The 13,442-nt window shown below is 67.2% G+C and carries 11 protein-coding genes and 1 tRNA gene; 7 read left to right on the top strand and 5 right to left on the bottom strand.

What is annotated here, in order from left to right; genetic code table 11:
• Positions 1-116 precede the first annotated feature (116 nt).
• Complete coding sequence (locus tag ACZ45E_RS17300) at positions 117-731, top strand: hypothetical protein (protein WP_468221681.1); 615 nt, start codon at positions 117-119, stop codon at positions 729-731.
• A gap of 82 nt (positions 732-813) precedes the next feature.
• Entirely contained in the window at positions 814-1,212 is a 399-nt protein-coding gene (locus ACZ45E_RS17295; RefSeq protein WP_468221679.1) for a hypothetical protein, read from the top strand.
• A gap of 425 nt (positions 1,213-1,637) precedes the next feature.
• On the opposite strand, the gene ACZ45E_RS17290 is transcribed toward ACZ45E_RS17295, so the two are convergent.
• The 4 genes from ACZ45E_RS17290 to ACZ45E_RS17275 form a co-directional block, all read right to left on the bottom strand.
• Complete coding sequence (locus tag ACZ45E_RS17290) at positions 1,638-2,270, bottom strand: hypothetical protein (RefSeq protein ID WP_468221678.1); 633 nt, start codon at positions 2,268-2,270, stop codon at positions 1,638-1,640.
• Positions 2,271-2,273: 3 nt separating this feature from the next.
• Positions 2,274-4,568, bottom strand: coding sequence for a hypothetical protein (locus ACZ45E_RS17285; RefSeq protein WP_468221676.1), 2,295 nt, complete (start codon positions 4,566-4,568; stop codon positions 2,274-2,276).
• Entirely contained in the window at positions 4,568-5,089 is a 522-nt protein-coding gene (locus ACZ45E_RS17280; protein WP_468221675.1) for a hypothetical protein, read from the bottom strand. The genes ACZ45E_RS17285 and ACZ45E_RS17280 overlap by 1 nt, the downstream gene beginning before the upstream one ends.
• Before the next feature lie 591 nt (positions 5,090-5,680).
• Positions 5,681-5,752: transfer RNA gene (locus ACZ45E_RS17275), tRNA-Cys, on the bottom strand.
• 223 nt (positions 5,753-5,975) lie between these two features.
• Between ACZ45E_RS17275 and ACZ45E_RS17270 the strand changes: the two genes are divergently transcribed.
• The 4 genes from ACZ45E_RS17270 (at position 5,976) to ACZ45E_RS17255 (ending at position 11,590) form a co-directional block, all read left to right on the top strand.
• Positions 5,976-7,463 (top strand): MFS transporter, encoded by a 1,488-nt coding sequence (locus tag ACZ45E_RS17270; RefSeq protein ID WP_468221674.1) that lies wholly within the window; start codon positions 5,976-5,978, stop codon positions 7,461-7,463.
• Positions 7,464-7,810: 347 nt separating this feature from the next.
• Complete coding sequence (locus ACZ45E_RS17265) at positions 7,811-9,610, top strand: DEAD/DEAH box helicase (RefSeq protein WP_468221672.1); 1,800 nt, start codon at positions 7,811-7,813, stop codon at positions 9,608-9,610.
• A 282-nt stretch (positions 9,611-9,892) separates the two neighbouring features.
• Positions 9,893-10,534 carry an IclR family transcriptional regulator gene (locus tag ACZ45E_RS17260; protein ID WP_398202586.1) on the top strand — a complete coding sequence of 214 codons (642 nt, stop codon included), beginning with the start codon at positions 9,893-9,895 and terminating at the stop codon, positions 10,532-10,534.
• A gap of 255 nt (positions 10,535-10,789) precedes the next feature.
• The gene (locus tag ACZ45E_RS17255) at positions 10,790-11,590 is read left to right on the top strand and encodes a S16 family serine protease (RefSeq protein ID WP_468221671.1); all 801 of its coding nucleotides are present in this window, start codon (positions 10,790-10,792) and stop codon (positions 11,588-11,590) included.
• A 79-nt stretch (positions 11,591-11,669) separates the two neighbouring features.
• On the opposite strand, the gene ACZ45E_RS17250 is transcribed toward ACZ45E_RS17255, so the two are convergent.
• Entirely contained in the window at positions 11,670-12,140 is a 471-nt protein-coding gene (locus tag ACZ45E_RS17250; RefSeq protein ID WP_468221669.1) for an Lrp/AsnC family transcriptional regulator, read from the bottom strand.
• A 122-nt stretch (positions 12,141-12,262) separates the two neighbouring features.
• Between ACZ45E_RS17250 and hppD the strand changes: the two genes are divergently transcribed.
• Entirely contained in the window at positions 12,263-13,420 is a 1,158-nt protein-coding gene (hppD, locus tag ACZ45E_RS17245; RefSeq protein WP_468221668.1) for a 4-hydroxyphenylpyruvate dioxygenase, read from the top strand.
• Positions 13,421-13,442: the final 22 nt, after the last annotated feature.

Here is a 13,442-nt window from a genome sequence, read left to right as displayed (position 1 = left end):
ATGCGACGAAGAATTTTGTCAGCCAAGAGGTAAATCGGGGATGGCGTGACAGCGACGGAATCATGGAAGACGTCAAGAAACGCCCCAGTGCATAGCAGGATCACAGAAGATTCGGGATGAATAGAAGCGTAAAAATCCTCTCGATATGTGCGCTTGCCTGCGTGCTGGTCGGCGGCGGCATATTTGGTTATCAACAGGTTTTTACGCGAGGACTTGAGCGACTTCCGGAGCAGGTTTGTAAAGGAGCGGTGAGTCGGTATGTAGCTTCGCGCGTCCTCCCCGATGTGCGGTCTGCAGACGATCAGCTGACTGCGAGCGGGACTGGCGAACAGCTCTTCGTTGGTTGCCGGGTGAACACGAGCGGTGACTCGATCGTGTCCGGAGAAGCGCGGTTGCGTGATTCAATACCGACGAGTTGGATTGATTACTACGAGAAGAAGCGCGAAGGCAACATCAGTGAAGTTTCCGCCGGCGATATCCGCGCGCTCTCGCTTCCCGGGTTCGCGTCGGTGTACGTCCCGTGCACGCCTCGTGGTGTGGGGACCGCGAGTCAGTCTTACGCGGTGGTGACCGAAGCTCGGGTCGTCGGTAAGAGCCGAGTTCAAGGGACTGAGTTGCGCGAGGCCCTCACTGATTTCGCGTATGAACTTACCAAATACGCTTATAGGGAAGGGGAGTGCAAGGAGTCGCGTACTTTCCAGCCGGGCCTCCCGCGTTATAGGTTTAAGTGATGGATGGCGATGGTGCATGTGCGGCCTGTCGTGATCGTGCAGGGAAGACATGAGCGTCGGAAGAATGTCTAACAGGGCGACAGTGCTGAGCGTCATCGTCATACTTGCGCTCATGGGGGCGGGTGTTTATCTGTGGTCGGCGCGCTCAGGTGAGGGCGAGGACGCTGCACTCAGGGCCCCTGTCGAGCCGTGCTGGAACGGATTTCCGAAGCAGGGTACTGTTTTCTTTGAATGCCTGCCGAATTTCCCGACAGGCACGCCCGCATATATGAAGCGGGACAAGTACGTCAAGGTCGATGTTCTGGCGCGCCCGATGAAGGGGACCGAACTCTCAGCACTTGAGGCGCGTGAAGTGGGGCTGGATGCCCTCCTTCAGCTTGCCGCCGATGTGGCCAAGCAGGCGGGCTGCGAGAATGACACCAATCTTCCGGGTTCGATCCCCCCGGTTACCAAGGCCAATTGGCCTGACTACGAGGTCTGACACGGCCGACGGGGCTGATTACGAGCGTCGGCAAGGCGCCGCGGTGACGGGCCTTAGGGTGGGCGAATTTGGAGGCGTTCTTCGCGAGACCGATCAGGTCGGCGCGTGACTTGGCGCGGCTGGCGCTACCCGCAACCCTGAGGTCGACGGCCACGCTGATATGGGTGGTTGGCTCCGTAGGACGCGTGTTGGCGGGTGCTGCCGCAGCGCCGGCTCAGCCGAGCCGACCCGTTCCGGAATCGCAGCATGGCGCGCAGGTGGATCTGGCGGCCCCGGGCGCGGCCGCAGCCACCACGGTGACCGCGCCGATACCGAGGCCGACCTGAAGAAGTGCAGCACGGCGCGTACGAGGCGCCTCCGCGGGGACGACGGCAACCCATCTATCGGCTGATCTGAAGGGCTCAATACTCAGCCCTGGGTGACGATCAGGCTTGGGCGAGTCGCAAAGGGATGTCGCACGCAGCTTTTTCATGCGCGTATGAGGCCGCGCTCTGAGCCAGATCAATGAGGTCTGCGCGTGTTGAATTATCGGCCTTCCGCCCAAGTTCAACGGTGAGGCTGATGTTGTACTGCGGGTGGCCCTTCGTCTTGGACAGACATGGGATGAACATAGCCGCATAATGGTCGGAGGCCACGGATTTATCGCCTGCAGAAAAAGGGGACAGCGAGTGGACGGAGGAGTCGCTCAGTGCCGTTGACTTCACCCACGTCAGCCAACCCGCAGGCGGTTCGTACGGCATCGACCGCGAACTTGTCGCGAGAGCGATCTTTTCGCTGTCGCCTTTGACCAGGCAGGAGGCTCTGTAGCTCAGGCCGGAGCTGTTTACGCCCCCGGAAACGGAATCATCAAACTCATACGTGGATTTCTCCGGCAGGACTTTGCTCAGTAGGGTAGTCGCATGTGAGGGAGATCCCAGCGATGTGCAGACATCGGCTGACTTGATCTCGCCTGCCTTCTCTTCGAAGGGGGGCAGGTCAAACGTGTACATGAGCGCCGCGACGATGACTACAAGGGAAACGCCGGCAGTGGTCAGGATCTTGGTTCGGGTGGGCTTCAACGCCTAGTCTTCCGTGTCGAGTTCCTTGGCTTTTCCTTCGCCGTCGATGTAGTCATGCACATTCTGGCCGGCGTCATCAAACCCTGTTTTCGCATTCTCGGCCACCGAGGCCTCGATCAAGGGGTACCTGTGGCCGGAGTTCTGGCCAGCTTTCTTTGCGGCCTCTTCGACCATGCTGTAAGCAGAGTCCCTGGTGCCTTCGATGTTCGTTCCGTTGCTATAGATAACATCGCCGGAACTGTCTTTCATGGACCCCTCGGTGATCGAGCCGATAATTTCACTGGCTGCTGTTCCGGCAAGTCCCCCTGCCACGGCGGCGCCGGGCCCGCCGATCGGCGCGGTTCCTAGGCCGACCCCGATTCCGACAATGCTGCCGCCCCAGGTTCCGGCGCTTTTGATAGCTGCATTGTAATCAGCATCCTTGGCGCCACCTTCCAGCTCACCCTCGAATGCGCGCCCCCCGCCGATCAATCCTTCAATGTTGCCGGCCGTCCGGGCAATGTCGTTGGCGCCTTGCTGCAAACGCTGTTCGGCCGGGTAGTGAGAGTCGGCGGCGTAGGCTTCCGGATGCTGGAAACGGTACTGCATTAGTTGAGTCGTATAGCTGGCTTGCCCCAGGTTCACCGCCGCATATCCCTCGGGGTTTCGACCCACTGTGTAGAGGAATCTGGAGATATCTTTCTCACGCAGGTCTGCTGTGCTACCAGCATTGGGGAACAGTTCCTCTTCACCGCTACTGCCTGCATGCAGGCCGCGGTGAATGTCCGGCATGTATTCGGCGGAGATCTGCCCCATGCTGTCCGACATGTAGCTGTTCTTGCTGAGCCGTTCCGGATCCTCGGAAATGGATGAGACGAGGCTCTCTACCAGTCGTGCCTGGGCCCTGGTGTGGGCGGGTGTGTCGAGGGTGGGGAACTCGCCAGCTGGGTGACCGGTCGCCGCGGCCTCCAGAGCCAAGGCCATATTGTTCTTACCGGTATAAATCTCATCCCCGTGGGAATCGATCTCCTTGGGCCAGTCCCGCTCCTCGAAGAGGTACTGAAAGTTGGACAGTTCCTTCTTCCCTTTGTATGTGTTCTCGTCGTCGGAATCCCATTCGTACGGGTTGTCGGGATCGTTCTTGGAAACGTAGGTCTCGTCGAAGAAATCTGTGGCCGCAGCGGGGCTGTTGGACAGACCCTTCAAGTACCCCGTGAGCGGGTCTGACCCGCTGTCGTCCCCGATCCTGTTCAGATATTGATCACCACCCATGTGCTGCCACGCATTGCTTGTGAGCTTGCGCTCTGTGGCCATCAGCTTGGTGCCGTAGTCCTTCATGAACTGGTCCTCGTAGTCACCAGTCCGCATCAGGTTGCTCATGACTTGGAAGCCCATAGGGCCGCCCTTGGCGCCGTAAAAAGGCTTGTCCCCCAGGTCGATGACGTTGCGCCGCCAGTTGTCCATCGCGGTCGTGTCGCTCTGGGAGGCACGGGCGAGCGTCATGCCCAAGTTGCGCTGGAGGTCGTCGAGTTGGTCGCGACGGTCGTGTCCGATATCCCAGTTCACGCCGGGATTGTTGATCCCGGCCCAGAACTCCATGGTCTTCTTCGGGCCGAGGGCGGTCGCGAACCGTTCCGAGAACAGGTCGTCGTTCTTGTACTTCTTCAGCCCGGCATTGATGCGGTCGAAGTCCTTGACCGTGAGGTCCTCGGGGTTCTTCCTGGCAAGCTCGGCCAGGTCCTCGGCTTCCTTGATGGCCGCGGCCGCGTCGTCCCGGTTCTTGTACGTCGCGTCCGAGAAGCCCATCTCGGTCTGGTCGACGAGCGCCTTGAGGACCTTGCTCGCGGAGCTGTCGCTTTCGGAGGCTTTTTCCAGGATCTTCTGGATGTCGTCGCGCAGGGCGTTGATGTCGCCCTGGTTGTCCTTGTCCGCGTGAGCGCGGGCCTCCGGTGGGATGTCCGTGGTGACCGTGAAGCCGCCTTCGTGACCGATGACCTTGATGTGCTTCTTCCGGCCGCGTTCCACGGCCTCCTCGAGTTGCTTCTGGTAGCTCTTCAGCTCGCCCCGGGTGTCGTCGAGGATGCTGTGGATCGTCCTGGACTGGGTGTGGGCGTCGACGAACTCCCCCGCGGTCTTACCGACGAACTCCTTGGACACCTGGGAGTTGAGCCCCGACCAGTCAGCCTTGTTGGCAGCCTGGTGCAGTCCGTCTTCGGCACTCTTCTTGAGCTTCGCCAGATTGCCGACGAGGGTGCCCCAGTCCTCGACGGCGTCGTCCAGCGGCTTGAAATCGGCGCCGAGGAGATCGTCGAAGTTCATCAGTGGTCCTTCTTCTTCTCGTCCGGCTTCCCGTAGTACACGGGGTTCGGTTTGCCCGGCGCTCCTACGCGCTCGTCGAAGCCTTGGTCGAGGGTGTCGATGCTGCTCATCTGACGCTGGATGTAGTGCTCGTCCCCGGCGTGAACCTTCTTCGTGACCTGCATGTGGTTCGAGATGTGGGCGCAGGCGTCCATCAGGGACTTCAGTTGCTCTTCCCATCGATCTGCTACGTGCTGCAGGCCGGAACCCAGAGAGAAACCTTGGCCCAGCAGGTTGCCGGCCGCTTTGCTACTGCTGGCGTCGGCGACGCGGGCCTGATCCCACAGGTTGTCGTAGAGCGTGTTGGCGTGACTGCCGATCTTGGACAGGTCGGCGTCACTGACCTCGAGGTCACCCGTCTTGCCAGGGAGTGTCGGAGCGCCGTTCTGCGAGCTCCCGCCGTCGGCCTGGTTCAGCCTCATCCGAGTTGACTGGCGTCCGGCGGCTTCGGTCTTCAGCTGTTCCCACTCGTCCCATGCCATGGATGAGTACCTTCCCCCGCGCGTCCCCGTGTGTCCGGTTGCTTTCGCGACCTTTTGATGCCGGATCAAGCTAGCAATCGCACTACCAAGATCACAGCGTGAGGTGGCGATCTCATAGGTCTGAGCCCGTCAGATTCCGGGCGGACAGGCGGGTTGCCAGGGCGAGTTCGACGCGGTGCCGGGACGGGCGCTCCCGATGGCCCTCGTTGACGCGGCCACACAGAGTCCGTCCGGGCGTCAGTCGCAGTGCAGCCGCAGGATTGGGCGGAGCCGCCCGTGGAGGGGGCGAACGGGTTGCCGGTCGGCCTGAGACGTACGGTGAAGCGGCATGTGCCGTAGCGAGAGAGGAAACCGGGCGTGGGCGTACCTGAGTCTGCGAAGACGCGAGAGTCCGGGTTGCCGACCGGCACGTACCAGCCCGCCCCCTCCGTCGGGAAGTTGCTGGTCTTCGGGCTGGCGTTTGTTGTGTTCGCCGTGATTGTTATCGGCGGGGGCGTAATCCTGGCCGGCTGATGACAACGCCGAAGGGGCGTTCCGCGCTGGCGGGACGCCCCTTCGTGAACGTGCAGCCCAGCGCCGTTGGGCTGCCAGAGGCCGTGACCGGAATCGAACCGGTGTGCTTCGCTTTGCAGGCGAATCCCTAAACCACTCGGGCACACGGCCAAGCTTGTTCTTGCTTGCTGTTGTGACGACCGTAGGGGGCCGTCCCGCGCCCCTCAAGGGTTTCGGGGCCTCCGCAACGCGACTGCCATACGGCGTTCATGATCCGGGTCGGGCGGGTCGGGTCGGGTCGGGTCGGTCGCGCGCGGGCGTACGACCAAGGGACCAGTCGGCCCCCGTCTCCCGACAGGGGCCAGGTCGCCCTACGCCCCTTACTCTGATCCGCATGGCCGCCCTCGAAGACGACATAGAAGCCGGGCCGGGCGTGGTTTCCGGTCCGGGACTCGCCGCGCTCGCCGACATCGAAGGCGTCCTCGGGCGTACCTATCGCGCGCTCAGCGTCGGCGTCGTCACCGTTGTTCTGCTGATCGCCTTCGAGGCCACCGCCGTAGGGACCGCGATGCCCGTCGCCGCGCGGGAGTTGGACGGGGTCTCGCTGTACGCCTTCGCCTTCTCCGGGTACTTCACCACCAGCCTCTTCGGCATGGTCCTCGCCGGGCAGTGGGCCGACCGGCGAGGACCGCTCGGGGCGCTCGGGGCCGGGATCGGGGCCTTCGCCGCCGGGCTGCTGGTCGCCGGGACCGCGGGGTCCATGTGGCTCTTCGTCGCCGGGCGGGCTGTGCAGGGGCTCGGCGGGGGGCTGGTCATCGTGGCGTTGTACGTCGTCGTCAGCCGGGCCTATCCGCCGCGGCTGCGGCCCGCCATCATGGCGGCGTTCGCGGCGAGCTGGGTCGTGCCGTCGATCGTGGGGCCGCTCGCGGCCGGCGCCGTGACCGAGCACCTCGGATGGCGCTGGGTGTTCCTGGGGATACCGGTGCTCGTCCTGCTCCCGTTGGGACTCGCGCTGCCGCAGATCCGGCGGCGGGCCGCCGGGCCCGTCCCGGGCGCCACCGGCGGGGCCCTCGACCGACGCCGGATCCGCCTCGCGTTCGGGATCTCGCTCGGCGCCGGGCTGCTCCAGTACGCCGCCCAGGACCTGCGGCCCCTCGCCCTCGTGCCCGGGGCCGTGGGCGCCGCACTGCTCGTGCCGTCCGTGCTCGGGCTGCTGCCCCGCGGCACGTACCGGGCCGTACGCGGGCTGCCGTCGGTGGTGTTGCTGCGCGGGGTCGCGGCGGGGTCGTTCATCGCGGCCGAGTCGTTCGTGCCGCTGATGCTGGTCACCCAGCGCGGACTGTCGCCGACGCTCGCCGGGTTCTCGCTGGCCGGGGGTGGTGCCACGTGGGCGCTCGGGTCGTGGATGCAGTCCCGGCCCCGGTTCGAACCGCACCGGGAGCGGCTCGTCGCCGCAGGCATGGTGCTCGTCGCCGCCGCCATCGCGGCCGCCCCGAGCGTACTGATCGAGGCCGTGCCGGTGTGGACGGTGGCCGTCGCGTGGGGGTTCGGGTGCCTGGGGATGGGGCTCGTCATCTCCTCCACCAGCGTGCTCCTCCTCCAGCTCTCCGCTCCCGAGGAGGCCGGGACGAACTCCGCCGCCCTGCAGATCTCCGACGGGCTCGCGAACGTCGTCCTGCTCGCCGCCGGCGGGGCCGCCTTCGCCGCCCTCGGCGGGGGAGCGGTGGGGCACGGGGTCTCCGACGGGGCGGGCGGCTCGCACCCCGCCGCCTTCGTCGCCGTGTTCCTGCCGATGGCGGCGGTCGCCCTCGTCGGGGCCTGGGTGGGGACACGGCTGCGCGGGCCCTCCGGGGAACCGGCTCAGCAGGCCGTCGGGGAGTGAGCTCAGCCGGCCGTCGGGGAGTGAGCTCCGGCCGACCGGGTGCGGGCGGGACGCCGAGGCTCGGCATCCGGGACACCCGAGGCGCGCGGCATCCGGAACACCCGAGGCGCGGCCGCCCGGGCACCCGGGGGGCCTACGGGACACCCGAGGCATGGCCTCCGCGAGTGACCTCCCCGCGACTCCCCGTGAGCCGACGCCAGTTGATCTGTGACGCGCGTCCCACCCGGCGCTCACCCGGCCTCGTCCGTCGGGTCGGTCAACCTCGGCACCGGTAGGGTGGCCCGGTTGTCATACGTAGCCGTGTCGTCATACGTAGCCGTGCCGTCGATCTCAAGTAACCGGAGACCGTGACTACCACCGCCGCCACCAACTCCTCGTCCCACCACCTTTCCCCCGCCTTCCCCGGCCGCGCCCCCTGGGGCACCGCCAACAAGCTGCGGGCCTGGCAGGAAGGGGCGATGGAGAGGTACCTCCAGGAGCAGCCGCGCGACTTCCTCGCGGTCGCCACCCCGGGGGCCGGGAAGACCACCTTCGCGCTCACCCTCGCGTCGTGGCTGCTGCACCATCACGTCGTGCAGCAGGTGACCGTGGTCGCGCCGACCGAGCACCTGAAGAAGCAGTGGGCCGAGGCGGCCGCCCGCATAGGGATCAAGCTGGACCCGGAGTACAGCGCGGGGCCGCTCAGCAGGGAGTACCACGGCGTCGCCGTGACGTACGCCGGTGTCGGCGTGCGGCCCATGCTGCACCGCAACCGCAGCGAGCAGCGCAAGACCCTCGTCATCCTCGACGAGATCCACCACGCCGGTGACAGCAAGTCCTGGGGCGAGGCATGCCTGGAGGCGTTCGAGCCGGCCACCCGCCGGCTCGCCCTCACCGGTACGCCGTTCCGCTCCGACACCAACCCGATCCCCTTCGTCCAGTACGAGGAGGGGCGGGACGGCATCCGGCGGTCCTCCGCCGACTACACGTACGGCTACGGGAGCGCGCTCGGCGACGGCGTCGTGCGGCCCGTCATCTTCCTCTCCTACAGCGGCAACATGCGCTGGCGGACCAAGGCCGGTGACGAGATCGCCGCGCGGCTCGGCGAACCGATGACCAAGGACGCCGTCAGCCAGGCCTGGCGGACCGCCCTCGACCCGCGCGGCGAGTGGATGCCCAGCGTGCTGCGCGCCGCCGACGCCCGGCTGACCGAGGTCAGGAAGGGCATCCCGGACGCGGGCGCCCTCGTCATCGCCTCCGACCAGGACTCGGCGCGCGCGTACGCGAAGCTGATCCGGGAGATCACCGGCAGCAAGGCGACGCTCGTACTCTCCGACGACACCGGCGCCTCCAAGCGGATCGACGACTTCGCGGCGAGCGACGACCGCTGGATGGTCGCCGTGCGGATGGTGTCCGAGGGCGTCGACGTCCCCCGCCTCGCCGTGGGCGTGTACGCCACCACGATCTCGACGCCGCTGTTCTTCGCGCAGGCCGTAGGGCGTTTCGTACGGTCCCGGCGGCGCGGCGAGACCGCCTCCGTCTTCCTGCCCACCGTCCCCGACCTGCTCGGCTTCGCCAACGAGATGGAGGTCGAGCGCGACCACGTGCTCGACAAGCCGAAGAAGGAAGGGGAGGAGGACCCCTACGCCGAGTCCGAGAAGGAGATGGACGAGGCGAACAAGCAGGAGGACGAGGACACCGGCGAGCAGGAGCAGTTCTCCTTCGAGGCGCTGGAGTCCGAGGCCGTCTTCGACCGGGTCCTCTACGACGGCGCCGAGTTCGGTATGCAGGCCCGCCCGGGGAGCGAGGAGGAGCAGGACTACCTCGGCATCCCGGGCCTCCTCGAACCCGACCAGGTGCAGCTGCTCCTCCAGAAGCGGCAGGCGCGGCAGATCGCCCACAGCCGCAAGAAGCCCGACAACGAGGCCGATCTGCTCGAACTGCCCGCCGAGCGGCGGCCCGTCGTCTCCCACAAGGAGATGATGGAACTGCGCAAGCAGCTCAACACCCTGGTCGGCGCGTACGTCCATCAGAGCGGCAAGCCGCACGGTGTGCTCCACACCGAACTGCGGCGCGTGTGCGGCGGGCCGCCGAGCGCCGAGGCGACCGCGGGGCAGTTGCGGCAGCGCATCGCCAAGGTGCAGGAGTGGGCCACCCGCATGAAGTGACATGGGGATCAAGTGCGGGCAATCGCGAATAACTCAGGCTTCGGGCTGCCCGGATTCTGGACGGAGTCTTCCGCTCAGCGGGACGACCTCGCTACATTCCCGGCAACGCACACGCCCCGTGGCAGCGCCGCCGCGGAGCGCAGCCGGTACGCACGAAGACAGTCGTATGCAGCCCAGCGCCTGATCACCGACCGGCGGCTCTGACGCGCGTCGCCCAAGGGACAGGCGGCGACAACCGCCGCGTAGGAGACCGCCGACCCTCACTAATAAGGAGTGGGCGTCGTGACCGCGGAGACCTCCCAGACGCTCGACCGGGGACTGCGCGTCCTCAAACTGCTCGCCGACACCGACCACGGGCTGACCGTGACCGAGCTCTCCAACAAGCTCGGCGTCAACCGCACCGTCGTCTACCGACTGCTCGCCACGCTGGAGCAGCACGCGCTCGTACGCCGTGACCTGGGTGGCCGCGCCCGGGTCGGGCTCGGGGTGCTGCGCCTCGGCCGGCAGGTCCATCCGCTGGTGCGTGAGGCCGCGCTGCCCGCGCTGCGCTCGCTCGCCGAGGACATCGGGGCGACCGCGCATCTGACGCTCGTGGACGGTTCCGAGGCGCTGGCCGTGGCCGTCGTCGAGCCGACCTGGACGGATTACCACGTCGCGTACCGCACCGGGTTCCGGCACCCCCTCGACAGGGGGGCCGCGGGCCGCGCCATCCTCGCCTCGCGGCGGGGCGTGCTGCCCGAGCCCGGGTACACGCTGACGCACGGCGAGCTGGAGGCGGGGGCGAGTGGCGCGGCGGCGCCGCTGCTCGGGGTGACCGGTCTTGAGGGGAGCGTCGGGGTCGTGATGCTGGCCGATGCCGTGCCGGAGCGGGTCGGGCCTCGGGTGATGGATGCGGCGCGGGAGGTCGCCGACGCGTTGCGCTAGCCGCGCGGGGCCGGTTTTGGGCGGGCCCGGGGTATATCGGCCTGTCGTCGCATCCGGTGTGCCCGTAGCGCCGTAGCGCCGTATCGCCGTTGCGTCGTCCGCGGCTGCGGGGCCGTGGGGGCTGGTCGCGCAGTTCCCCGCGCCCCTTGAGAGGCGCACTTCGTGCGCCGTCTCAGGCGGCGGTCCTCGCTGGCTCGGCCCCCGGGGCGAAGACGCGGCCCACGCCCTGGACCCCGGGCGCGTTAGATTGAACCCGTGTTCAACCGCCTCAGCCGCCCCGCTGCCCTCATCCTGTGCGCGCTTCCGGTCGTCGCGCTGCTCGCTGTGGCGGGGTTCGCCCCGTTGCCGTTCTCGGTGGCGCAGCCAGGGCCCACCACGAACGTTCTCGGCGACGACGACGGCAAGCCCGTCATCGAGGTCTCCGGTGCTCCCACCCGGGACACGAGCGGGAAGCTCCGGGCGGTGACCATCGTGGCGACCGGGCCCGACGCCCCTGTGCACTTCGGTGACGTGCTCGACGGGTGGTTCGCCGATGACCGCGCGATCATGCCGCGCGACTCCGTCTACCCGGCGGGGGACTCCACCAAGGAGATCGAGCGGCACAACAAGAAGGAGATGAAGGGGTCCCAGGACGCCGCCACCGAGGCCGCCCTGGGCTACCTCGGCGACGAGGGCCGGGAGACGGACGGCGTCAGGGTCACCTTGCAGCTCGGCGATGTCGGCGGGCCCAGCGCGGGCCTGCTCTTCTCGCTCGGCATCATCGACCTGCTCGACGGCGACGGCAGCGGCGGGGAGCTGACCGGCGGGAAGTCGATCGCGGGTACCGGCACCATCGACGACGACGGCAAGGTCGGCGCGGTCGGCGGGGTCTCGCTCAAGGTGCAGGCCGCCGACCGGGACGGCGCCACCGTCTTCCTCGTACCGAAGGCGGAGTGCGCGGACGCCAAGGCGTCGGCGCCGAAGTCGATGCGGCTGATCCCGGTCTCCACGCTCAAGGGCGCGGTCACCGCGCTGACGGACCTGGAGAAGGATTCCGGCTCCGTACCGTCCTGCTGAGCCCGCGCCCCGGCGGGCAGAGCTGAGCCCGCGCCCCGGCCGCCGGGGCCGAGCCCCGCGCCCCGGCGGATGCGGCCGATCAGGTATCTCCCGACGCCTGTTCCACCAGCGGGATGATCCGCAGCGGAACGGGGTTCTCCATGACGATCGCCGTGGAGGCCCGGACGATGCCGTCGAAGCCGACGACCAGGTCGATCACCCGCTGGAGATCCGCGTTCGAGCGGGCCACGAGCCGGCACAGCATGTCGCCGCTTCCGGTCGTCGTGTGCAGCTCCAGGACCTCGGGGACACCGTCCAGATGCGCTCTGACGTCGGCTCCCTGCCCCTGCCGGATCTGCAGCGTGGCGAACGCCGTGACCGGATAGCCGAGCGCCGCCGGGTCCACCTGCGGGCCGAAACCGCGGATGACCCCGCTGGAGGTGAGCCGGTCCAGGCGGGCCTGCACGGTGCCGCGCGCGACCCCGAGCCGCCGTGACATCTCCAGCACCCCGATCCGCGGCTCCCGGGCGAGCAGGACGATCAGCCGCCCGTCGAGATGATCGATCGGCATGTGCGCCTCCGGGGTGGTCATCCTGTGCAATCAGTCTGCCGGAACCGGCGGCTCCCTGAACAGATTGCCCAGCCGATACGCGAACTGTTGCGCACCTTGCCGAACGGCGGGAGCCTCCCCACATGACGCAGACCACACACTCGTCCTCGCAGAACGCTCCCGACACCGCCCGGCAGGCCGACCCCTTCCCGGTGAAGGGAATGGACGCGGTCGTCTTCGCCGTGGGCAACGCCAAACAGGCCGCGCACTTCTACTCCACCGCCTTCGGCATGAAGCTCGTCGCCTACTCCGGACCGGAGAACGGCAGCCGCGAGACCGCTTCGTACGTCCTGACCAACGGCTCCGCCCGTTTCGTGTTCACCTCCGTCATCAAGGCGTCCTCCGAGTGGGGCCACTTCCTCGCCGACCACGTCGCCGCGCACGGTGACGGCGTCGTCGACCTCGCCATCGAGGTGCCGGACGCGCGCGCCGCGTACGCGTACGCCGTCGAGCACGGCGCCCGCGGCGTCCAGGAGCCGTACGAGGTGAAGGACGAGCACGGCACGGTCGTGCTCGCGGCCATCGCGACGTACGGCAGGACCCGCCACACCCTGGTCGAGCGCTCCGGTTACGACGGCCCGTACCTGCCCGGCTTCGCGCCCGCGGACCCGATCGTCGAGCCGCCCGCCAAGCGCACCTTCCAGGCCATCGACCACTGCGTCGGCAACGTCGAACTCGGCCGGATGAACGAGTGGGTGGCGTTCTACAACAAGGTCATGGGCTTCACGAACATGAAGGAGTTCGTCGGCGACGACATCGCGACCGAGTACAGCGCGCTGATGTCGAAGGTCGTCGCGGACGGCACGCTGAAGGTCAAGTTCCCGATCAACGAGCCGGCCGTCGCCAAGAAGAAGTCCCAGATCGACGAGTACCTGGAGTTCTACGGCGGCGCGGGCGTCCAGCACATCGCGCTCGCCACGAACGACATCGTCGCCTCCGTACGCGCCATGCGCGCGGCCGGCGTCCAGTTCCTCTCCACCCCGGACTCCTACTACGACACGCTCGGCGAGTGGGCCGGGGAGACCCGTGTCCCCGTCGAGACCCTGCGCGAGCTGAAGATCCTCGTCGACCGCGACGAGGACGGCTATCTGCTGCAGATCTTCACCAAGCCGGTCCAGGACCGGCCGACGGTCTTCTTCGAGATGATCGAACGGCACGGCTCGATGGGCTTCGGCAAGGGCAACTTCAAGGCCCTCTTCGAGGCGATCGAGCGGGAGCAGGAGAAGCGCGGAAACCTTTAGGCGGACGGTCGCCCGTCACTTA

The organism is Streptomyces sp. NPDC030991, assembly GCF_055571235.1.
The sequence above is the reverse complement of the archived record's forward strand: the minus strand, read 5'-3'. Positions and strand labels throughout refer to the sequence as shown.

Coding starts and splice junctions, on each gene's coding strand:
- ACZ45E_RS17300 (WP_468221681.1), top strand. CDS start 117: ATGAATAGAAGCGTAAAAATCCTCTCGATATGTGCGCTTGCCTGCGTG.
- ACZ45E_RS17285 (WP_468221676.1), bottom strand. CDS start 4,568: ATGAACTTCGACGATCTCCTCGGCGCCGATTTCAAGCCGCTGGACGAC.
- ACZ45E_RS17280 (WP_468221675.1), bottom strand. CDS start 5,089: ATGGCATGGGACGAGTGGGAACAGCTGAAGACCGAAGCCGCCGGACGC.
- ACZ45E_RS17270 (WP_468221674.1), top strand. CDS start 5,976: ATGGCCGCCCTCGAAGACGACATAGAAGCCGGGCCGGGCGTGGTTTCC.
- ACZ45E_RS17250 (WP_468221669.1), bottom strand. CDS start 12,140: ATGCCGATCGATCATCTCGACGGGCGGCTGATCGTCCTGCTCGCCCGG.
- hppD (WP_468221668.1), top strand. CDS start 12,263: ATGACGCAGACCACACACTCGTCCTCGCAGAACGCTCCCGACACCGCC.